15 protein-coding genes are annotated in these 20806 nt (G+C 69.4%); 6 read left to right on the top strand and 9 right to left on the bottom strand.

Annotation, left to right across the window (positions count from 1 at the left end; all coding sequences use genetic code 11):
- Positions 1-19 precede the first annotated feature (19 nt).
- Together gshB and QTH86_RS19605 are read right to left on the bottom strand one after the other, a co-directional pair.
- A complete protein-coding gene (gene gshB / locus QTH86_RS19610) occupies positions 20-979 on the bottom strand; it encodes a glutathione synthase (RefSeq protein WP_286647911.1) in 960 nt (319 codons plus the stop codon).
- The gene (locus QTH86_RS19605) at positions 976-2226 is read right to left on the bottom strand and encodes a benzoate/H(+) symporter BenE family transporter (protein WP_286647910.1); all 1251 of its coding nucleotides are present in this window, start codon (positions 2224-2226) and stop codon (positions 976-978) included. Before QTH86_RS19605 ends, gshB begins: the two co-directional genes overlap by 4 nt.
- A 53-nt stretch (positions 2227-2279) precedes the next feature.
- Between QTH86_RS19605 and QTH86_RS19600 the strand changes: the two genes are divergently transcribed.
- On the top strand, positions 2280-3203 hold the full coding sequence (locus QTH86_RS19600; protein ID WP_286647909.1) for a polysaccharide deacetylase family protein: 924 nt from the start codon (positions 2280-2282) through the stop codon (positions 3201-3203).
- An 18-nt stretch (positions 3204-3221) separates the two neighbouring features.
- Here QTH86_RS19600 and QTH86_RS19595 read toward each other — a convergent pair whose 3' ends face one another.
- From QTH86_RS19595 to QTH86_RS19580, 4 genes are all read right to left on the bottom strand, one after another.
- Positions 3222-3854 (bottom strand): YitT family protein, encoded by a 633-nt coding sequence (locus QTH86_RS19595; protein ID WP_444813980.1) that lies wholly within the window; start codon positions 3852-3854, stop codon positions 3222-3224.
- Between the two features lie 55 nt (positions 3855-3909).
- On the bottom strand, positions 3910-5778 hold the full coding sequence (locus QTH86_RS19590; RefSeq protein ID WP_286647907.1) for a potassium transporter Kup: 1869 nt from the start codon (positions 5776-5778) through the stop codon (positions 3910-3912).
- Between the two features lie 170 nt (positions 5779-5948).
- Positions 5949-7244, bottom strand: a complete 1296-nt coding sequence (gene gshA, locus QTH86_RS19585) for a glutamate--cysteine ligase (RefSeq protein ID WP_286647906.1) — start codon at positions 7242-7244, stop codon at positions 5949-5951.
- A 132-nt stretch (positions 7245-7376) separates the two neighbouring features.
- Positions 7377-8672: a glutamate-5-semialdehyde dehydrogenase gene (locus QTH86_RS19580; protein WP_286647905.1), complete on the bottom strand. Its 1296-nt coding sequence runs from the start codon at positions 8670-8672 to the stop codon at positions 7377-7379.
- Between the two features lie 97 nt (positions 8673-8769).
- Between QTH86_RS19580 and QTH86_RS19575 the strand changes: the two genes are divergently transcribed.
- The 4 genes from QTH86_RS19575 to QTH86_RS19560 are packed head-to-tail and all read left to right on the top strand — an operon-like array spanning position 8770 to position 13828.
- Entirely contained in the window at positions 8770-10737 is a 1968-nt protein-coding gene (locus QTH86_RS19575) for a galactose oxidase early set domain-containing protein (protein ID WP_286647904.1), read from the top strand.
- Positions 10738-10747: 10 nt separating this feature from the next.
- On the top strand, positions 10748-11236 hold the full coding sequence (locus QTH86_RS19570) for a hypothetical protein (protein ID WP_286647903.1): 489 nt from the start codon (positions 10748-10750) through the stop codon (positions 11234-11236).
- On the top strand, positions 11233-11847 hold the full coding sequence (locus QTH86_RS19565; protein ID WP_286647902.1) for an SCO family protein: 615 nt from the start codon (positions 11233-11235) through the stop codon (positions 11845-11847). Before QTH86_RS19570 ends, QTH86_RS19565 begins: the two co-directional genes overlap by 4 nt.
- Positions 11848-11899: 52 nt before the next feature.
- Complete coding sequence (locus QTH86_RS19560) at positions 11900-13828, top strand: galactose oxidase early set domain-containing protein (protein ID WP_286647901.1); 1929 nt, start codon at positions 11900-11902, stop codon at positions 13826-13828.
- 21 nt (positions 13829-13849) lie between these two features.
- Here the strand turns inward: QTH86_RS19560 and holA are convergent, their stop codons facing one another.
- Genes holA through leuS form a run of 3 tightly spaced genes read right to left on the bottom strand, consistent with a single transcriptional unit; the run spans position 13850 to position 18076 of the window.
- Positions 13850-14902 carry a DNA polymerase III subunit delta gene (gene holA, locus QTH86_RS19555; RefSeq protein ID WP_286647900.1) on the bottom strand — a complete coding sequence of 351 codons (1053 nt, stop codon included), beginning with the start codon at positions 14900-14902 and terminating at the stop codon, positions 13850-13852.
- Positions 14903-14910: 8 nt separating this feature from the next.
- Positions 14911-15426 carry an LPS-assembly lipoprotein LptE gene (locus QTH86_RS19550; protein WP_286647899.1) on the bottom strand — a complete coding sequence of 172 codons (516 nt, stop codon included), beginning with the start codon at positions 15424-15426 and terminating at the stop codon, positions 14911-14913.
- 4 nt (positions 15427-15430) lie between these two features.
- A complete protein-coding gene (leuS, locus tag QTH86_RS19545) occupies positions 15431-18076 on the bottom strand; it encodes a leucine--tRNA ligase (protein WP_286647898.1) in 2646 nt (881 codons plus the stop codon).
- A gap of 649 nt (positions 18077-18725) precedes the next feature.
- On the opposite strand from leuS, the gene glgX reads away from it, so the two are divergent.
- Positions 18726-20795, top strand: coding sequence for a glycogen debranching protein GlgX (glgX, locus tag QTH86_RS19540; RefSeq protein ID WP_286647897.1), 2070 nt, complete (start codon positions 18726-18728; stop codon positions 20793-20795).
- The last annotated feature ends 11 nt before the right edge of the window (positions 20796-20806 follow it).

Raw genomic sequence — 20806 nt, 5'->3', positions numbered from 1 at the left:
TGGTACATCCAAAGGGACCTCACGGTCCCTTTTTCAATTCCGCCTCGAGCGCATCGATGAACATCGCCGGCACGTCGAAGCCGCTCTGCTCGGTGATCTCCTGGAAACAGGTCGGGCTGGTCACGTTGATCTCGGTGACGCTGTCGCCGATCACGTCGAGGCCGATCAGCAGCAGGCCGCGCGGCGCCAGCGCACGGCCAACGGTTTCGGCGATCTCGCGGTTGCGCGGCGTCAGCGGCTGGGCCACGCCCTTGCCGCCGGCCGCGAGGTTGCCGCGCACCTCGGTGCCCTGCGGGATGCGCGCCAGCACGAAGGGCGCCGGCACGCCGCCGATGATCAGGATGCGCTTGTCGCCCTCGGTGATCTGCGGCACGAAGCGCTGCACCATGATGGTCTCGGCCCCGTCCTTGTTGAGCGTCTCGATGATGGAGCCGAGATTCATCGCGTCCTGCTTCACGCGGAAGATGCCCATGCCGCCCATGCCGTCGAGCGGCTTCAGGATGATGTCGCCGTGCTCGGCGTGGAAGTCGCGCACCGCGCCCGCGCTGCGCGTGACCAGCGTCGGCGTGACGAACTGCGGGAACTCCATGATCGCGAGCTTTTCCGGGTGGTCGCGCAGCGCCCGCGGCTTGTTGACCACGCGCGCGCCTTCGCGCTCGGCTTGCTCGAGCAGGTGGGTGGCGTAGATGTATTCGGCGTCGAAGGGCGGGTCCTTGCGCATCAGCACGGCGTCGAAGTCCTTCAGTGCCTTGGACTCCTCGATGTCGACGTGGTACCAGGCCTTCGCGTCGCCGGTCAGCGTGATCTGCAGCACGTTGGCCGCAACCACGCCGCCCGACTTCCAGGTCAGGTCCTGCGGCAGGCAGGCCGCGATGCGCCAGCCGCGGCGTTGTGCCTCGCGCATCATCGAGAAGGTCGTGTCCTTGTAGATCTTGAATTGGTCGAGCGGGTCGGCGACGAAGAGGATGTTGCGGCTCATGGTGTCTTTCCGGCGGCCCGGATGGCCGCCTTGCTGTCTTGCTTGATCTTGCAGGCAGGCGCGATGTCCTTGCCCGCCGCGGCCCTTTTTCCGACGCGCTGGATCGCCAGCGCGACGGCGCCGGCCACCACGCCCCAGAAAGCCGAGCCGATGCCGGCGAGGGTCACGCCCGAGAGCGTGACCAGGAAGGTGATGAGCGCGGCCTCGCGGTGCGACTCGTCGCGCAACGCCGCCGCCAGGCCACCGCCGATGGTGCCCAGCAGTGCCAACCCGGCGATGGCCGCGACCAGTTCCTTCGGGAAGGCGGTGAGCAGACTGGTGACCGCCGCGCCGAACAGGCCGATCACGACGTAGATCGCGCCGCAGCTCACGGCCGCGGTGTAGCGCCGCGCCGGGTCTTCGTGCGCCTCGCGGCCCATGCAGATGGCGGCGGTGATGGCGCTCAGGTTGAGCGCATAGCCGCCGACGGGCGCGAGCACCAGCGTCGCCACGCCGGTCAGCGTGATGAGCTTCGAGATCGGCATGTCGTAGCCGGCCGCGCGGATGGCCGCCACGCCCGGCAGGTTCTGCGACGCCATCGTCACCACGAACAACGGCAGCGCCAGGCTCACCGCCGCCTGCCAGGTGAAGACCGGCATCGTGAACACCGGCATCGCCAGGCTGAAGTGCACCGCCGACCAGGCCAGCTCGCCGCGCAGCGCCGCGTACGCGATGGCGGCGCCCAGCGTGAGCGGCACCGCATAGCGCGGCGCGATGCGCTTGCCGACGAGGTAGGTGCCGAGCATCAGCAGCACCAGCGGCAGCGCGGTCTGCGCCGCCGCGAAGGCCGACAGCCCGAAGCGCGCCAGCACGCCGGCCAGCAGCGCCGAGGCGATGGCCATCGGGATCCGGTTCATCACCCGCTCGAACCAGCCGGTGGCACCGGCCAGCGTGATGAGTGCGGCGCACACGATGAAGGCGCCGACCGCCTCGCCCATGCCGTAGCCCGCGCCGGCGGTGGCCAGCACCGCCGCGCCGGGCGTGCTCCACGCGACCATCACCGGCTTGCGCAGCCACAGCGACGGCAGCAACGAAGCGAGGCCCATGCCGAGGCCGAGCGCCCACATCCACGAGGCGATCATCTCGGGCGTGGCGCCGAAGGCCTGCGCGGCCTGGAACACGATGACGACCGAGCTGGTGAAGCCGACCAGCACCGCGACGAAGCCGGCGGTGAAGGCCGAAAGACTCAGGTCCTTGAAGAAACGCATCCGGCGATTGTGCCGCTCGGCACGCCGGGCGGTCTCGCTGTGAGAATGGCGACATGACGACACGCTGGCCCGACTTGCTCCCCGCACACGACCGCTTCGACTACCGCCCCATCACGCGCCGTCCCGATTACGTGTGGCCGAATGGGGCACGGCTGGCGGTGTACCTCGGCTTCAACATCGAGCACTTCGCCTTCGGCGACGGGCTGGGCGCCAACATCGGCCCGGCCTCCCCGCAGCCCGACGTGCTCAACCACGGCTGGCGCGAATACGGCAACCGCGTGGGCGCCTGGCGCTGCCTCGAACTCTTCGACGCGCTCGGGCTGCCGACCGGCGCCCTCATCAACACCGCCCTCTACGACCATTGCCCGGAACTGGTGCAGGCCTGCGTGGCGCGCGGCGACGAACTCATCGGCCACGGCCACAGCAACGCCGAGCGGCAGGGGGTGCTCGACGAGGCGCATGAGCGCGCGCTGCTGGTGCGCTGCCGCGAACGCATGCAGCGCGAGAGCGGGCAAACGCCCGCCGGCTGGCTGTCGCCCTGGATCTCCGAGACGCACCTGACGCCCGACCTGCTGGCTGAGACCGGTTACGGCTACACGCTCAACTGGTGCCACGACGACCAGCCGGTGCGCATGCGCACCCGCGGCGGCGGCTCGCTGTGGTCGGTGCCGTACCCACAGGAGCTCAACGACATCCCGATGATCGTCGGCCGCCTGATGGACGCGAAGGACTTCACCGCCATGGTGATCGACAACTTCGACGAGATGCGCGAGCAGTCGCGCGCGCAGCCGCTGGTGATGGGGTTGGCGCTGCATCCGTACATCGTCGGACAGCCCTACCGGCTGCGGCATCTGCGGACCGCCCTGCAGCACCTGGCGCGCGCAAGGGATCGGGGCGATGTCTGGTTCACCACGCCGGGCGCGATCGCCTCGCACATGGATGCGCTGGCACGCGAGCGGCCGGCCGACTTCGGGTGAGCACGCGACCCCGAAGCGCTACATCGCAACGTAGCGCCCGGGCTTGTGGTTGACCGCGAGGAACACGCTCATCACAACGGCCGCCAGCACCGAATACAGCACCCGGCTGGGCTCGATGACGAGGAAGGCCAGTGCGACGATGCTGCAGTCGATGCCCATCTGCACCTTGCCGGCGCGCCAGCCGTGCTTCTCCTGCATGTAGAGCGACACGATGGTGGCGCCGCCCAGGCTCCCGCGATGCCGCGCCAGGAAGAGGCAGCCCGCACCCAGCAACAACCCGCCGAGCACGGCCGCATAGGCCGGGTGAAGCCGGTCGATGGCGAAGAGCGCGGGCGACCATTCCGTCATGGCCGACAGCATCGTGATCGCGATGAAGGTCTTGACCGTGAATTCCCGCCCCATGCGCATCCAGGCGAAGCCGTAGAAAGGCAGGTTGATCAGGAAGAACAGCTTGCCGAAGCTGATGCCGGTGACGTAGTGCAGCAGGAAGGCCAGGCCCGCTGCGCCGCCGGTCAGCAGCCCCACCTGGTTGAACAGGATGAGCGCCAGCGACACGAACAGCGTGCCGGCGAAGATCGCCTGGGCATCCTCGAAATAGCTGTGGCGCAGGGAAGGCATGGCGGCGGTGGCGGGGTGGTGCATGGCGGGCATCGGGTCGGGGCCTGACCCAGCTCAAGCACGAACCTTGCCGTCGCCGGCCGCCGCCTCAGATCTCGATCTTGGAACCCAGCTCCACCACCGCGTTGTTCGGCAGGTTCAGGAAGTTCGCCGCGCCGCTCGCGTTGTGGTGCATCTGCGCGAAGAGCTTCTCGCGCCATGGCGCCATGCCGCTGCCCAGCGTCGGGATCACGACGTCGCGCGACAGGAAATAACTGGTGGTCATCGGCTCGAGCTGGCAGCCGCGCAGGCGTGCGTTTTCCAGTGCGCGCGGCAGGTCGACGTCGTTCTTGAAGCCGTAGTGCACCATCACCTGCCAGCAGTGGCGGCCCAGGGCCTCCACCTCAATGCGCTTGTCCATCGGGATCCAGGGTACCTCGTGGTTGCGCACGGTGACGAACAGGTTCTGCTCGTGCAGCACCTTGTTGTGCTTGAGGTTGTGCAAGAGCGCATTGGGCGTGACGCCCGGCTCGGCCGTGAGGAACACCGCCGTGCCGTCGACCCGGGCCGGAGGGCTCACGAAGACGGCATCGAGGAAGCTGCGCAGCTCGATCGCATCCGTGCGCTGCACCTCGCCCATCAGACGCCGGCCCTCCTTCCAGGTGATCATCAGCATGAAGATGGCGCCGCCGATCAGCAGCGGGAACCAGCCGCCTTCAGGCAGCTTCAGCAGGTTCGACGCGAAGAAGGCGAAGTCGACCACGAAGAAGGCGGCCGTGGCGCCGACGCACAGCAGCAGCGGCAGCTTCCAGGCATAGCGGATGACGAAGAAGGTGAGCACCGTGGTGATCAGCATGTCGGTGGTCACCGCGATGCCGTAGGCCGCCGCCAGGTTGCTCGACGAGCGGAACATCACCACCGCCAGCACGATCGCCACGAACAGCCCCCAGTTGACGAAGGGGATGTAGATCTGGCCGGCCGCGCGCACGCTGGTGTGCTCGATGTTCAGGCGCGGCAGGTAGCCCAGCTGGATGACCTGGCGCGTCACGCTGAAGGCGCCGGTGATGAGGGCCTGCGAGGCGATCACCGTGGCCAGCGTCGCCAGCAGCACCAGCGGGATCAGCGCCCACTCGGGCGCCATCATGAAGAAGGGGTTCTTCACCGCTTCCGGGTTCTCCAGCAGCAGGGCCCCCTGGCCGAAGTAGTTGAGCGTGAGCGCTGGCATCACCACCGAGAACCACGCGATGCGGATCGGCCCCTTGCCGAAGTGGCCGAGGTCCGCGTAGAGCGCCTCGGCACCGGTGACGCACAGCACGGTGGCGCCCAGCACGATGAAGCTGGTCATTGGGTTGTCCCAGATGAATTTCAGCGCGTAGTGCGGGCTCACCGCCTTGAGGATCGCCGGGTGGCCGAGGATCTGCGACACGCCCAGCACCGCCAGCACCAGGAACCAGGCCAGCGTGATCGGTCCGAAGAACTTGCCGATGCCCGCCGTGCCGCGCTTTTGCACGGCAAAGAGGCAGAACAGCACCACCAGCGTGATCGGGATCACGTAGTGCTTGAAGTGCGGCGAGACCACCTCCAGGCCCTCGACCGCCGACAGCACCGAGATGGCCGGCGTGATGACCCCGTCGCCATAGAACAGCGAGGTACCGAAGATGCCCACGGCCAGCAGCACGTTGCGCACCCGCGGCTTGTCGGCCACCGCCCGCGAGGCCAGCGCCAGCATCGCGACCAGGCCGCCTTCGCCCTCGTTGTCCGCGCGCAGCACCAGCACCACGTACTTGAGCGACACGATGATGGTCAGCGTCCAGAAGAACATCGACAGGATGCCGTAGACGTTCTCGTGCGTGAACGGCACATGGCCGTGGCCGAAGACCTCCTTGGTGGCATAGAGGACGCTGGTGCCGATGTCGCCGTAGACGACGCCGATGGCGCCGATGATCAGGGCGGCGGAGGAAGATTTGGGGGCTGACACGAAGTCGTGGAAAAAGGCGTCGGTGCCTGGCACCGGCGGGCTGAGAAGCAACGGATGCGTCCGCTGCGTCCACCCCACCCTGGATTCCGTTGGCTGTAGAGGACGGCTATTTTGCCCGTGCCGCCAGTCCCCGCAAGGGGACGAAATGTGCTACGGCTGGGTGCCGCCGCCTACTCGTAGACCTCGGCGTCCGGGTCTGTCGCCTCGAGCTCGTAGCTCGCAGCCACCATGGCCAGACGGCCGATCACGCCGTACATGTAGAAGCGGTTGGGCGCGCTGGCACCGGGCTTGGCGCCGGGCTGCGGCAGGTGCGCGCTGTCGGAAAAAGCCAACGGAACGAAGCTCGCACCGGGCGACTTCAGGCTTTCGTCGATGCCGCGGTCGGCGTGCACACGGTAGAAACCGCCGACCACGTACCGGTCCATCATGTAGACGACCGGCTCGGCCACGCCGTCGTGCACGCGCTCGTTGGTGAGCACGCCTTCCTGGACGATCAGGTCCATCAGCGCCGGGGCGCTGCCCTTCGAGCTGGTCTGGCTGTGCGCCTGGGCGCTCAGCGCCTCGACCTCGCGCGCATCGCGCACCGTCATCACGCTGGTGCCGCCGGGGCCGCTGTCGGCCTTCACGACCACGAAGGGCTTCTCGTTGATGCCGTATTCCTTGTACTTGCGGCGCACCTTGGTGAGCATCGCGTCGACATGGCTGGTGATCAGGTCGACCCCGACACCTTCGCCGAGGTTCACGCCCTCGGCCAGGCTCGACATCGGGTTGATCAGCCAGGGGTCGATGCCCAGCAGCTTGCCGAAGCGCTTGGAGATCTCTTCGTAGCTGCGGAAGTGGTTGCTCTTGCGGCGCACCGACCAGCCCGCGTGCACCGGCGGCAGCAGGTACTGCTCATGCAGATCTTCCAGGATGCCCGGCGCGCCCGCCGACAGGTCGTTGTTCAGCAGGATGGTGCAGGGGTCGAAGTTCTTGATGCCCAGGCGGCGCTTGGTGCGCACCACCGGCTCGAGCGTCACGGTGTCGCCGTTGGGCAGTTCGATCTTCTTGGGCGACTTGATCGCCGGGTCGATCGACCCCACCCGCACGTTCAGCCCGGCCATGTGAAAGATGCGCACCAGCTGCGCGATGTTCGCCAGGTAGAAGGTGTTGCGCGAATGGTTCTCCGGGATGACGAGCAGGTTGCGCGCCTCCGGGCAGATCTTCTCGATGGCCGCCTGCGCCGCCTGCACGGCCAGCGGCAGCATCTGCTGCGTCAGGTTGTTCCAGCCGCCGGGGAAGAGGTTGGTGTCGACCGGCGCCAGCTTGAAGCCGGCGTTGCGGATGTCGACCGAGCTGTAGAAGGGCGGCGTGTGCTCCATCCATTCCAGCCGGAACCAGCGTTCGATCGCTGGCGTGGAATCCAGGACGCGCTGTTCGAGTTCGTTGATCGGGCCGGTCAGGGCGGTGACGAGATGGGGGACCATGCGGGCGGCCTTCTTATGCGATTTCTGCAGAAAGGTGGACTGCAATTGTAGGATTTGGGGCCACCCGCCCCGATGACAAGCCGAAAACAGTGCGTTTCCGGCTGCGCGCCCTCAAGTCCGGCTCAAGTCAGCTCAGGTTCGGATCTCGCCCTGGCCCAGCACCACGTATTTGAGGGAGGTCAGGCCCTCGATGCCCACCGGCCCCCGCGCATGGAACTTGTCGGTGCTGATGCCGATTTCGGCGCCCAGCCCGAACTCGAAGCCGTCAGCGAAGCGCGTGCTCGCATTCACCATGACGCTGGCCGAATCGACCTCCCGCAGGAAGCGCTGCGCATTGATGTGGTCCCGCGTGATGATCGCGTCGGTGTGATGGCTCGAGTAGCGGTTGATGTGCGCGATGGCTTCGTCGACGCCGTCCACCACCTTGATGCTGATCACCGCCGCCAGGTATTCCTCCGACCAGTCCGACTCGACCGCATCGACGATCGTCCCCGTCTCGCCGTGCAGCGCGCCCTCGGCCCGCAGGATGCGCGCGGCCGCCGGGTCGCAACGCATCTCGACGCCCTTGGCTGCGAACACCGCACCGATCTCCGGCAGGAAGAGCTCGGCCACCGAGGCCGCCACCAGCAGGCCTTCGGCGGCATTGCAGGGGCTGTACTTCTGGGTCTTGGCGTTGTCGACCACCTTGAGCGCCATGTCCAGCGGCGCGCTGTCGTCGACGTAGACGTGGCAGTTGCCGTCCAGGTGCTTGATGACCGGCACCTTCGCGTCGCGGCTGATGCGCTCGATCAGCCCCTTGCCGCCGCGCGGGATGATCACGTCGACGAACTGCGGCATGGCGATGAGCTGGCCCACCGCCTCGCGGTCGGTGGTCTGCACCAGCTGCACCGCATCGACCGGCAGGCCGGCCTCGGCCAGTGAGGCCGACACCAGGTCGGCCAGCGCCTTGTTCGATTCGATGGCTTCCGAGCCGCCACGCAGGATGGCGGCGTTGCCGCTCTTGATCGCCAGGCTCGCCGCCTCGATCGTCACGTTGGGCCGGCTCTCGTAGATCATGCCGAAGACGCCGATCGGCACCCGCATCTGGCCCACGCGGATGCCGCTGGGCTGCTGCTTCATGCCGCTGATCTCGCCGATCACGTCGGGCATGGCCGCCAGCTGTTCGCAGCCGAGCGCCACGGTCTCGATGACCTTCGGCGTGAGCTTGAGGCGGTCGACCATCGGTGCCGACAGGCCGGCGGCCGTGGCGCGTTCGATGTCGCGCGCATTAGCCGGTGCCAGCTCGGCGGCGCTGTCGCGCAGACGGCGGGCCAGCGCCTTCAGGGCCTTGTTCTTGGTGGCGGCATCCGCCTTGGCCATCAGGGCCGACGCGGCCTTGGCCTGCAGCCCGAGGGTCTGCACGTATTCCGAAACATTGAGCGCATTCATTCACGCATTTTGCCGCGCCCGGGGTCGACCGGGGTTGCCAAGGCTCTTTGGCGTGGCTAGCCTGCGCCCTGTCACACATTAATGCGAAAGAATACATATGAAGCCGTTTCAACCACGGTCGCTGGCGCTCGCCTGCGCGACGCTTTCCCTTTTGGCCGCCTGCGGCGGCGGCGGTGGCGGTGAATCCGGCGGCACGGCGGCCGGGGGATCCGGCACCGGCACCGAGGTACTCCCGCCTTCGCCGGCCCCATCGCCCGCACCGCCTCCGTCGCCCTCACCCGCGCCCGCGCCCGCCCCTGCGCCTGCGCCTGCGCCTGCGCCCCAGGCCGCCACCCTCCTGAGCCCCGCCGCACCCAGCAAGCTCGGCGGGGCGCGCGTGACCTTCGACTGGACGGCCAGCAACGCGGACGCCTACCGGCTCACGGTCGAACGGCCCGGCAGCACCGCGCCGCTGTTCGACGGCACGACCCCCGACACGCGCCTGGTCGTCGCCGGATTGCCGGTCGACGGCGGCGAACTGGTCGTCCGCCTGCAGACCCGCCATGGCGAGACCTGGCTGCCCGCGGTGGACTACCGCTTCACCGCGGCCGGCTACACCGCCGCCCAGTCGACCGCCGCGGCCAAGCCCTGGACCGCCCCGATCGCGCTGCCCCTGGTGCCGGCCTCAGCGGCCAACCTGCCCGACGGCAAACTGCTGATGTGGTCGGCGCAAGGCACCACCTACTTCGGCAGCAACAGCGGGCTCGCCACCTACACCACGGTCTTCGATCCGGCCAGCGGCACCAGCACGCCGACCGTGACCACCAACCCCGGACAGGAAATGTTCTGCGAAGGGCTCAGCATGCTGGCCGACGGCGGCATCCTGGTCAGCGGCGGCAGCGACGCCGGCAAGACCTCGCGCTTCGACCCGCAAAAAGGCAGTTGGTCGGCGGCGGGCACGCTGAACATCCCGCGGGCCTACAACGCCAGCACGACGATGTCGGACGGCAGCGTGTTCACCGTGGGCGGCTCCTGGAACGGCGGCTTGGGCGGCAAGTTCGGCGAGGTGTGGTCGCCGGCGACGCAGGCTTGGCGCACGCTGTCGGCGGTGCCGTCCGACATGCCCACCGCGGCCAACGCCGCCAATCCGCCGCTCAATGGGCCGGACGCGGCCGGCGTCTACCGCGCGGACAACCACATGTGGCTGTTCGGCGCCGCCGACGGCTGGATCTTCCATGCCGGCCCGAGCGCGGCCATGCACTGGATCGACACGCGCGGCGCCGGTGCCATCGTGCAGGCCGGGCTGCGCAGCGACGATCCGTACGCCATGACCGCCAGCGCCGTGATGTACGACGCGGGCAAGATCCTCAAGCTCGGCGGCGCGCCCAACCACGACAGCGGCGATGCCTTCAAGACCGCCTACGTGATCGACATCAGCGCCGGCCCGCCGAAGGCGCCGACGGTGCGCAAGGTGGCGCCCATGGCCTACGGCCGCACCTTCGTCAACAGCGTGGCGCTGCCCAATGGCGAGGTCGTGGTGATCGGCGGCCAGACCTATCCCAAGGGCTTCTCCGACGACTTCTCCGTGCTGGCCGCGGAGCTGTGGAGCCCGGTCACCGAGCGCTTCGTCACGCTGCCGCCGATGCAGAAGGCGCGCAACTACCACAGCATCGCGCTGCTGCTGCCCGATGGCCGCGTGCTCGCAGGCGGCGGCGGTCTGTGTGCCTGTGCGGGCGACCACCCCGACGTGGAAATCCTGACGCCGCCCTACCTGCTCGCGCCCGACGGCACGCCCGCCGCACGCCCGACGCTCCAGACGGCGCCGGCCGCCGCCACCTGGGGCGCCCAGGTCGCCGTCACGACCGACCGCCCCGTGCGCCAGTTCGCGCTGGTGCGCATGGCCTCGGCCACGCATTCGGTCAACACCGACCAGCGCCGCATTCCGGTGGCCTTCACCGGCGACGCCGGCCGCTACACGCTGGCGATCCCCACCGACCGCGGTGCCCTGCTGCCGGGCAACTACATGCTGTTCGCCCTCGACGCGCAGGGCGTGCCGAGCGTGGCGCGCACGGTCAACATCCGCTGAGGTCGTGGCAATGAAGCAAGCGCCCGGCGCCGGGCGTCGGCGCGCCACGCGCACGGTGATCGCCGTGATCGTGATGGCCCTGCTGCTGTCGGTGGCAGCCGCCGTCTGGGTCGCATGCCGGGGGCTAGGGGCCGCCGCGCGCGGCGCGCGGCTGTTCGACGGCCGCGAGCCGCTCACCGCCACGCTGGCGGGCCACGCGACACCCTTGCCGGCCCAGACGGCGCGCTGCAGCCAGTGCCATACCGGCCCCGTCACACCGATCGCCGTCAACAGCTGGCCGGCCTTGCCCGGGCCACCGCTCGACAGCCAGCACCTGCGCGCCCCCCTGTCGCGGCGCGGCGGCCCACCCGTCGCCTATGACCTGGCCGCCTTCTGCCGCGCCGTGCGTGAGGGCATCGACCCGGCGCACGTGATCCTGCCGCGAACCATGCCGCGCTTCGACATCGACGACACGCGCTGCGAGGCGCTCTGGACCCACCTCACCCGCAACACCCCATGACCACCCCCGTCCTCCTTTCCACGACATCCCCCGCGAGCCCTTGCGCATTCCGCCGGCGCTTGTTGACAGCCGCAGGGCTGGCCCTGCTGGCCGCCCCCGCGCACCGGGCCCTGGCCGACGGCATGGGGCCGATTCGACCGCGGCGCGCACCACCGACCGCGCGGCTGACGCGGCACGACGGCCGATCGATCACGCTCGCGGAGCAATTGAGCGGCCGCTTCACCGCGGTCCAGCTGATGTTCACCGGCTGCAGTGCGATCTGCCCCTTGCAAGGTGCGTTGTTCGCGTCCCTGCAGGCGCGCCTGTCGGCCCAGGCCCTCACCGATGTGCAATTGCTGTCGCTGAGCATCGACCCGCTCGGCGATTCGCCCCCCGCCCTGAACGCCTGGCGCGAGCGCTACGGTGCCGGCCCGCGCTGGAGCGCGGCCGCCCCCACCGTCACCGACCTCGACAAGCTGCTCGATCTGCTCGGCCCCGCGGGCGCCAGCCTGGGCGACCGCCACACCACCGAGGTCCACCTGTTCGATCGCGAAGGTCGCCTCGCCTGGCGCACCAGCGGCCTGCCGCCGCTGGACGAGATCGGCGGCGCCTTGCAGCAACTGCGCGGCTGACGTCGCGCTCCACCGTCGTCCCTGCTTCCGTTCATCCCCACAAAGGTTTGTCATGACGCCCTCCTTGCCACCCTTCCCGCGCCGCACCCTCCTGCTCTTGGCGCCTGCGCTCTGGCTCTCCGCGTGCGGCGGTGGCGGCAGTGGAGACGACGGCGCGTCCGTGCCGTCGAGCGGCACCGCCCCTTCGCCCACCGTCCCGACCGAAACACCGCCGCCGGCGGTGCCCCAGGCCGCGAAGCTGCTCAGCCCGCCCGGCGACAGTAAGCTCGACGGAGCCAGCGTGCGTTTCGCCTGGGACGCCGGCGATGGCGATGCCTACGGGCTGCGCATCGAATCCACCGCCTCGGCAACGGCGCTGTACGACAGCGTCGTGACCGGCCAGAGCGTCACGGTCCCGAACCTGCCGACCCAGGGTGAAGTCCTCACCGTCACACTGAGAACCCGCAAGGACGGCGTGTGGCTGGCCCCCGCCAGCTACCGCTTCGTCGCTGCCGGCTACACGCCACTGCAATCGAGCGCCGCGCAGCAGTCCTGGACGGCCCCCATCGCCTTGCCCCTGGTCCCGGCGGCGGCCGCCAACCTGCCCGACGGCAAGCTCCTGCTGTGGGCAGCCGGCAGCCCCGACGGCCTCGGCGGGCTGAACATCAGCGGCCAGACCCTCACCGCGGTGTTCGATCCGGCGACACAGACCGCCACCGCCCGCATGGCGACCGAAACCGGCCACGACATGGTGTGTCCCGGCATCAGCATGCTGGCCGACGGCAGCTACCTGGTCACCGGCGGCTGGGACAGCGGCAAGAGCACGCGCTACGACCCGAGCCTCGGCGGCTGGGTCGGCGCCGCGCCGATGAACATCGCGCGCGGCTACCAGTCGAGCACCACCATGGCCGACGGCTCGGTCTTCCTGGTCGGCGGCTCCTGGAGCGGACTCGCGCTGGGCGGCAAGTACGGCGAGCTCTGGTCGGCCTCGACCCAGACTTGGCGCACCCTGAGCGGCGTGCCCGCAGAGATGCCGTCACCGTCCAATGCGAGCGATCCACCCCTGGCGGGGCCGGATGCCGGCGGCTACTTTCGTGCCGACAACCACATGTGGCTGTTCGGTGGTGCGGACGGCTGGGTCTTCCACGCCGGCCCGAGTGCGGCCATGCACTGGATCGACACCCGGGGCGACGGCCGGATCGTGCAGGCCGGTCCACGCGACGACGATGCCTACGCCATCACCGGCGGCGCCGTGATGTACGACGCCTACAAGATCCTCAAGCTCGCTGGTTCGCCGGGGCACGATTACGGCATCCCGCTCAAGACGGCCTACAGCATCGATATCTCGGCCGGTGCCCCGCATCCACCGGTGGTGCGCAAGCTGGCGCCCCTGGCCTACGGCCGCACGTTCTCGAACAGCGTGGTGCTGCCCAGCGGCGAGGTGGTGGTCATCGGCGGCATGACGCTGCACGGCCCGACGCCGGACGACTTCTCGGTCCTCACACCCGAAATCTGGAACCCGGCTACCGAGACCTTCACCCCCCTGCAACCGATGAAGGTGCCGCGCAACTACCACAGCGTTGCGCTGCTGCTGATGGACGGGCGGGTGCTGGCCGGTGGCGGCGGGCTGTGCGGCACCGGCTGTACGGCCAACCATCCCGACGCCGAAATCCTGACGCCGCCGTATCTGCTGACGCCGGAAGGCACGCTCGCACCTCGACCGGCGATTGCGCAGGCCCCCGGTCGTGCCGCGCCGGGCGAGGTGATCGTGGTGCAGACCGACCGCGCGGTGGCACGCTTCGCGCTCGTGCGCATGGCGTCCGCCACCCACTCGGTCAACACCGACCAGCGCCGCATCCCGCTCACGGCGACCGGCAGCGACGGCGACTACCGCCTGGCGATTCCGGCGGACCGGGGCCTGGTCATCCCCGGCAACTACATGCTCTTCGCGCTGGACGCCCAGGGCGTGCCGAGCGTCGCGCGAACGATCAATGTCCGTTGACCATCGGGGGCGGGCAGCGCCCTAAGCCTTGACGCAGGCGCGGCACAGCATCAGCGCCAGCCGCTGCAGCGCCTGCCAGCCGCTGGCCGGCCAGTCGGGCTGCTTCAGGCCCTTGACGATGCCGTCGACCGTGTGCGCCGCCTTCAGCAGGCGCGCCAGCGCCCGGTCGTCGAGCCGCGGCAGCACCCGCTCGAACGCCTGCTCCTTGGCGCCCCAGATGCGGTTCTCGCGCAACGCCATCGGCAGCGGCCGGCCGGCGTTCATCGCGTCGCGCACGCGCTTGAGCGCGCGGATGTCCTCGGCCAGCGTGTAGTGCACCAGCACCTCGGCCTCGCCCTCGGCACGCAGGCCGTCGAGCATGCGCGCCACACGCACCGGGTTGCCGGCCAGCACCGCGTCGGACAGCTTGAAGACGTCGTAGCGCGCCACGTTGTTGACAGCGGCCTCGACCTGTTCCCAGCCCAGCTCGCCGGCCGGGTGCAGCAGCGCGAGCTTCTGGATTTCCTGGTGCGCCGCGAGCAGGTTGCCTTCGACGCGGTCGGCGAAGAACTGCAGCGTGCGCTGCCCCTCCTCGCCGCCCTTGACCCGCTGGCCCTGCAGCGCCAGGCGCTGCGCGATCCACTGCGGCAGCGCGGCACGCTCGACCGGGTCGACCTGCAGGCTGACGCCGTTGTTCTCGAGCGCGGTAAACCAGGCGCCGGTACGGGTGGCGCGGTCCAGGCGCGGCAGCAGCACCAGCGTGAGGGTGCTGTCGTTGCCGGCAGCACCTTCCGCGATGTGCTGCAGGGCGGCGCTGCCATCCTTGCCCGGCTTGCCGGAGGGCACGCGGATCTCCACGATCTGCTTGTCGGCGAAGAGGCTGAGCGAACCGCCGGCCGCGAGCACCGCGCTCCAGTCGAAGTGCGCGCCGGCCACGGTGTACGAACTGCGCTCGGTGTAGCCCTGCGCGCGCGCGGCGGCGCGGATGGCATCGGCGGCCTCCTGCGCCAGCAGCGGCTCGTCGCCATGGATGGTGTAGAGCGCGCGCAGCCCCTTGCCGAGATGCGCCGACAGCTGGGCGGCCGCGAGTTGCATGCGTGCGCCTAGAGTTCCTTGACCGCCGCGATGCGCCGCAGCATCTGCTGCGCCACGTCGTTCTGCATGTCGCGGTAGAGCAGTTCGGCTTCGCCTTCCTTGGCGAGCGCGTTGGTTTCGCTGTAGGTCAGGTCGCGCTTCTGCGAGATGTCCGCGACCAGCAATTCCTTGCCGGCCTGGGTGCGCAGGCGGAAGCGCACCGTCAGGCGCAGTTCCAGCTCGCGCACCTCGCCGGCGGCGTTGGTCGACAGCACGACGCGCTCCCGGTTCTCGCCGAGGATGTCGAGCACCGCTTCGGCGTCCTTGGCACGCTCGGGCGGCACGAGTTCCACCGTGCCCGCCGCGGCGATGTTGCGGCGCAGGTAGACGGTGAAGGCCGAGCGGCCCGGTAGCGACAGGCTCTTGAAGGCGAAGGTCGGGGCCTTGCGCAACTCGAAGCCGCAACCGGCGAGGACGGCCAGGCCGGCCAGCGCGGAACCGGCGGCGAGGAAGCGGCGGCGGGAAGCAGTTGTTGGGTTGTTCATTCGCTCAGATCACCACGTTGACGAGCCGGCCCGGCACCACGATCACACGCTTGGGCGCGGCGCCCTGCGCATGCAGCACGAAGTCGTCGCACGCCAGCGCGAGCGCCTCGATCTCGTCCTTCGACGCGCCGGCCGGCACCACCACCTTGCCGCGCAGCTTGCCGTTGATCTGCAGCATGAGTTCGATCTCGTCCTGCACCAGGGCGTCGGTGTCGACCGCCGGCCAGGGCGCGTCGAGCAATTCGCCGAACGCCTCGACATAGCCCAGCTGCGACCAGAGCTGTTGCGCGATGTGCGGCGTGGCCGGGTACAGCACGCGCAGCAGGATGCCGAAACCCTCGCGCAGCGCGGCGGCATCGCCGGGCGTGCCGGTGGGCTTGAAACCTTCCAGGGCGTTGAGCAGCTTCATCGCGCCCGACACCACCGTGTTGTATTGCATGCGCTGGTAGTCGTAGTCGACCTGGCGCAGCACGGTGTGCACCTCGCGGCGCAGCGCCTTGGCGTCCTTGCCGAATTCGGTGGCGGCACCGGCCGTCGGCGCCGCCTGCAGCGCCACGCCGAAGTTCCACACGCGGCGCAGGAAGCGCGAGCTGCCTTCGACCGCCGCGTCGTTCCATTCCAGCGTGGCTTCGGGCGGCGCGGTGAACATGGTGTACAGGCGCGCGGTGTCGGCGCCGTACTTCTCGATCAGGTCCTGCGGGTCGACGCCGTTGCGCTCGCTCTTGCCCATCTTGCCGACGCCGCCGTACTCGACCGACGAACCGTCGGCCAGCGTGCCGCCGACGATGCGGCCCTGCGCATCGAGCACCGGCGTGACTTCGAGCGGCGGGAAGTAGTCCTTGCCGCCCGACGCCCCACGGCGGTAGTAGATGTGGTTGAGCACCATGCCCTGCGTGAGCAGCTTGGCGAAGGGCTCGTCGCAACTCACCAGGCCGAGATCACGCATGACCTTGGTCCAGAAGCGCGCATACAGCAGGTGCAGGATGGCGTGCTCGATGCCGCCGATGTACTGGTCCATCGGCATCCAGTACTTCGCGCCCTCACCGACCATGGCCTGGTCGTTCTTGGGGTCGCAGTAGCGCATGAAGTACCAGGACGAATCGACGAAGGTGTCCATCGTGTCCGTCTCGCGGCGCGCAGGCTTGCCGCACACCGGGCAGACGACGCCGGCGTGGAAGCCTTCGTGCTTGATCAGCGGGTTGCCCGAGCCGTCGGGCACGCAGTCGGTCGGCAGCACGACCGGCAGGTCCTTCTCCGGCACCGGCACCGCGCCGTGCTCGTCGCAATGGATGATCGGGATCGGCGTGCCCCAGTAGCGCTGGCGGCTCACGCCCCAGTCGCGCAGGCGCCAGGTGGTCTTGAGTTCGCCCAGGCCCTTCTGCGCCAGCGCGTGCGCCACGGCGGCCACCGCCTCCTTGAAGGACATGCCGCTGAAGTTGTCGGAATTGATGGTCACGCCGCGCGTCTTGTCGGCGTACCAGTCCTGCCAGCGGTGGTAGTCGAAGTGCGGCTCGCCGTCGACCAGCACCACCTGGATGATCTCGATGCCGTACTTGTTCGCGAAGGCGAAGTCGCGCTCGTCGTGCGCGGGCACGCCCATCACCGCGCCGTCGCCGTAGCTCATCAACACGTAGTTGCCGACCCAGACCGGCACGGGCTCGTCGGTGATCGGGTGGGTCACCGTCAGGCCGGTCGGCACGCCCTTCTTCTCCTGCGTGGCGAGCTCGGCTTCGGTGGTGCCGCCGGCCTTGGCTTCGGCGATGAAGGCGGCGACCTTCGGATCGCGCTTGGCGGCGTGCAGCGCCAGCGGATGCTCGGGCGCCACGGCACAGAAGGTCACACCCATGATGGTGTCGGCGCGCGTCGTGAAGACGTACAGGCGGCCGTCCTGGATCGCCTGGCCGTCGTCGCCGCGGATGTCGTGCGTGAAGGCGAAGCGCACGCCTTCGCTCTTGCCGATCCAGTTCTCCTGCATCAGCTTGACGCGCTCGGGCCAGCCCGGCAGCTTGTGCTGGGTGTGTTCGAGTAGTTCGGGGGCGTAGTCGCTGATCTTGAGGTAGTAGCCGGGGATCTCGCGACGCTCGACCGTGGCGCCGGTGCGCCAGCCCTTGCCGTCGATCACCTGCTCGTTGGCCAGCACCGTCATGTCGACCGGGTCCCAGTTGACGACCTGGGTCTTGCGGTAGGCGATGCCCTTCTCGAGCATCTTCAAGAACAGCCACTGGTTCCACTTGTAGTAGGCCGGGTCGCAGGTGGCGACCTCGCGGCTCCAGTCGATCGCCAGGCCCATGGCCTGGAGCTGGCCGCGCATGTAGTCGATGTTCTCGTAGGTCCACTTGGCCGGCGGCACGCCGTTCTTCAGCGCCGCGTTCTCGGCCGGCAGGCCGAAGGCGTCCCAGCCCATGGGCATGAGCACGTTGTAGCCCGACATGCGCAGGTAGCGCGTGAGCATGTCGTTGATGGTGTAGTTGCGCACGTGGCCCATGTGCAGCTTGCCGCTGGGGTACGGCAGCATCGAGCAGGCGTAGTACTTCTTCTTGGGATTGCCCCGCGCGTCACGCGCGTTTTCGATGACACGATAGGCGTCGGACGCGGTCCAGTGGGCCTGGGCGGCGGACTCGACGTCGGCGGGTTGGTAGCTGGGGTTCATGAGGCTTTGGCAACGGCCCCGGCGCTCGGTCGGCCGGGGGAACGCGGATTATCGCGGCTGCGGCGGGCCGGGGCGGCGCGGGGGCTTGGGGGCGAATTTCGAATGCACAATGAAAACGTCTTCTGGGAGACGGATGAAGCGATACGTTGTCAGTGTTTTGGCGATGGTTCCGGGGGCGTCGGCGGGCGGTAGGCCTGTGGACGGCAGACGACTGCGGTCCTTCGGACTTCGCTGCTGCTCCTCGCCAAAGGCGGGGTCCGCGCAAACTCGCTTCGCTCAAACACGCGCGGCCCTGATCCGCCTTTCGCTGCGGTGCTCGCCGCAGCCGGACAGCCGCCCACAGGCCGACCGCCCACCGACGTGGACACGATCGTTGTGCATCCTTCTCGGCGAGCGCAATCGTCGCGCGCCCACCAAGCCCGGCAGGCGGTGCGGGCCGGGCGATCCCCTGTGTGCCGCTGAGGAGCGCAGCCTTTCGCGGATCAGGGCTCGCGAATGTCTGAGCGAAGCGAGTTCGAGCGAGACCCCGCGAAAGGCGAGCACCGCAAGGCAGCCCGAAGGGCCGGCGCACCGGGGTCGATCGGCCCGCACCGCCTGCCGGGCGAACGCCGCAAACGCCATCTCACCCGCTTGAACTGAACAACAAAAAATGCTGACCCCTGGCCTCCCCTACCCCCTGGGCGCAACCCCCGACGCCCGCGGCATCAACTTCGCCCTCGCCGCACCGCACGCCAGCCGGGTGGAGCTTTGCCTGTTCGACCAGGCCGGCCACAGCGAGCAGCAGCGGCTGCCGCTGCCCGCCTGCACTGACGGTGTCTGGCACGGCCGATTCCCCGGCGCTGCGGCCGGCCTGGTCTACGGCTACCGCGTTCACGGCCCCTGGGCGCCGCACGACGGCCAGCGCTTCAACCCGGCCAAGATCCTGCTCGACCCCTATGCCCGCGAGATCGTCGGCCACTACGACGGCAGCGACCTGTTCCTCGGTCACCTGCCGGGCGCCCCCTCGCAGCGGGACACCCGCGACAACGCCACGGTCGCGCTCAAGGCCCGCGTCGCCGCCGACCTGGGCGTGTCGACCGTGGCGCGCCCCCGGGTGGCGGCCGCCGAGCGCGTGATCTACGAGCTGCACGTGCGCGGCCAGACGCGCCGGCACCCGGGCGTCGCGCCTGCATTGCAGGGCACCTACGCCGGCCTGGCCGAACCCGCCGTGCTCGACCACCTGCAGCAGCTCGGCGTGACCACCCTGAGCCTGATGCCGGTGCAGCACCGCGCCGACGAGGAGCGGCTGCTGAAAATGGGGCTCAGCAACTACTGGGGCTACACCACCATCGGCTGGTTCGCGCCCGAGGCGCGCTACTGGAGCGGCCGGCCCGGCACCACGCCCGCCAGCGAGTTCCGCGCGATGGCCGACGCGATCCATGCCCGCGGCATGGAACTGGTGATCGACGTGGTCTACAACCACAGCGCCGAGACCGACGAGTTCGGCCCCACACTGTCGATGCGCGGCATCGACAACGCCCTCTACTACCACCTGCGCCCGGACGACCGCGCGCGCTACGAGAACTGGACCGGCTGCGGCAACTGCCTGAATTTTGCCGAGCCGCGCGTGGTGCAGCTCGCCACCGACAGCCTGCGCCACTGGGTGACCGAACTCGGCGCCGACGGCTTCCGCTTCGATCTGGCGACGGTGCTGGCGCGCCGCGAAGGTGGCGCGTTCGATGCGCGCGCCCCCTTCCTGGCCGCCGTCGCGCAAGACCCGGTGCTGTCGCGCGCGCTGCTGATCGCCGAACCCTGGGACATCGGCCCCGGCGGCTACCGCGTCGGCGAATTTCCGTCGGGCTGGCTCGAATGGAACGACCGCTTTCGCGACACCCAGCGCAGCGTCTGGCTGCGCCATGGCGCCGGCCTGGGCGACTTCGCCCACCGCTTCACCGCGTCGAGCGGGCAGTTCCGGCATGGCGGGCGAGCCCCCACCGCCAGCGTCAACTTCATCACCGCGCACGACGGCTTCACCCTGCGCGACCTGGTCAGCTACAACGAACGGCACAACGGGGCCAACGGCGAAGGCAACCGCGACGGCAGCGGCAACAACCTCAGCCGCAACTGCGGCGTCGAAGGCGAGACCGACGACCCTGCGGTGCTGGAACAGCGGGCCCGCATGCAGCGGGCGCTGCTTGCCGCCTTGCTGCTGTCACAGGGCACGCCGATGCTGCTGGCCGGTGACGAGATCGGCCACACCCAGCAGGGCAACAACAACGCCTACTGCCAGGACAACCCGACGACCTGGCTCGACTGGGACCATGCCGATGCCGGGCTGCAACGCTATGTCGCGCACCTGCTGGCCCTGCGCCGCGAGGCCGCGCCGCTGCGCAGCGCCCACTGGTGGCCGGGCGACACCCACCCGGCCCGCCCCGGGCTGCGGTGGCTGTGCCCCGAGGGCAGCGACATGGCACCGGCGAACTGGGAGCGCGACGACCGCGGGGCGCTGATGGTGCTGTTCGACGCGCCGCCGACCGAGGTGGCATGGCTCGTGCTGGTCCATGCCGGCACCGACGCCGTCGACTTCACCCTGCCGCCCGGCCGCTGGACGCGCCGGCTGGCGAGCGACGACGATGGCGCGCCGGAGCGGCCGATGGCGGCCACGGAACGACTGCAGCCGGGATCGCTGTGGCTGGCGCACAGGGTGCGCGGCGGCGATCCCGGTGCTACGCTGAGTTGACGAACCACGAA

This window comes from Variovorax sp. J2L1-78, from assembly GCF_030317205.1.
In the GTDB taxonomy this organism is placed as follows: Bacteria; Pseudomonadota; Gammaproteobacteria; order Burkholderiales; family Burkholderiaceae_C; genus Variovorax; species Variovorax arabinosiphilus.
This window is presented reverse-complemented; position numbering and strand designations above follow the sequence as displayed.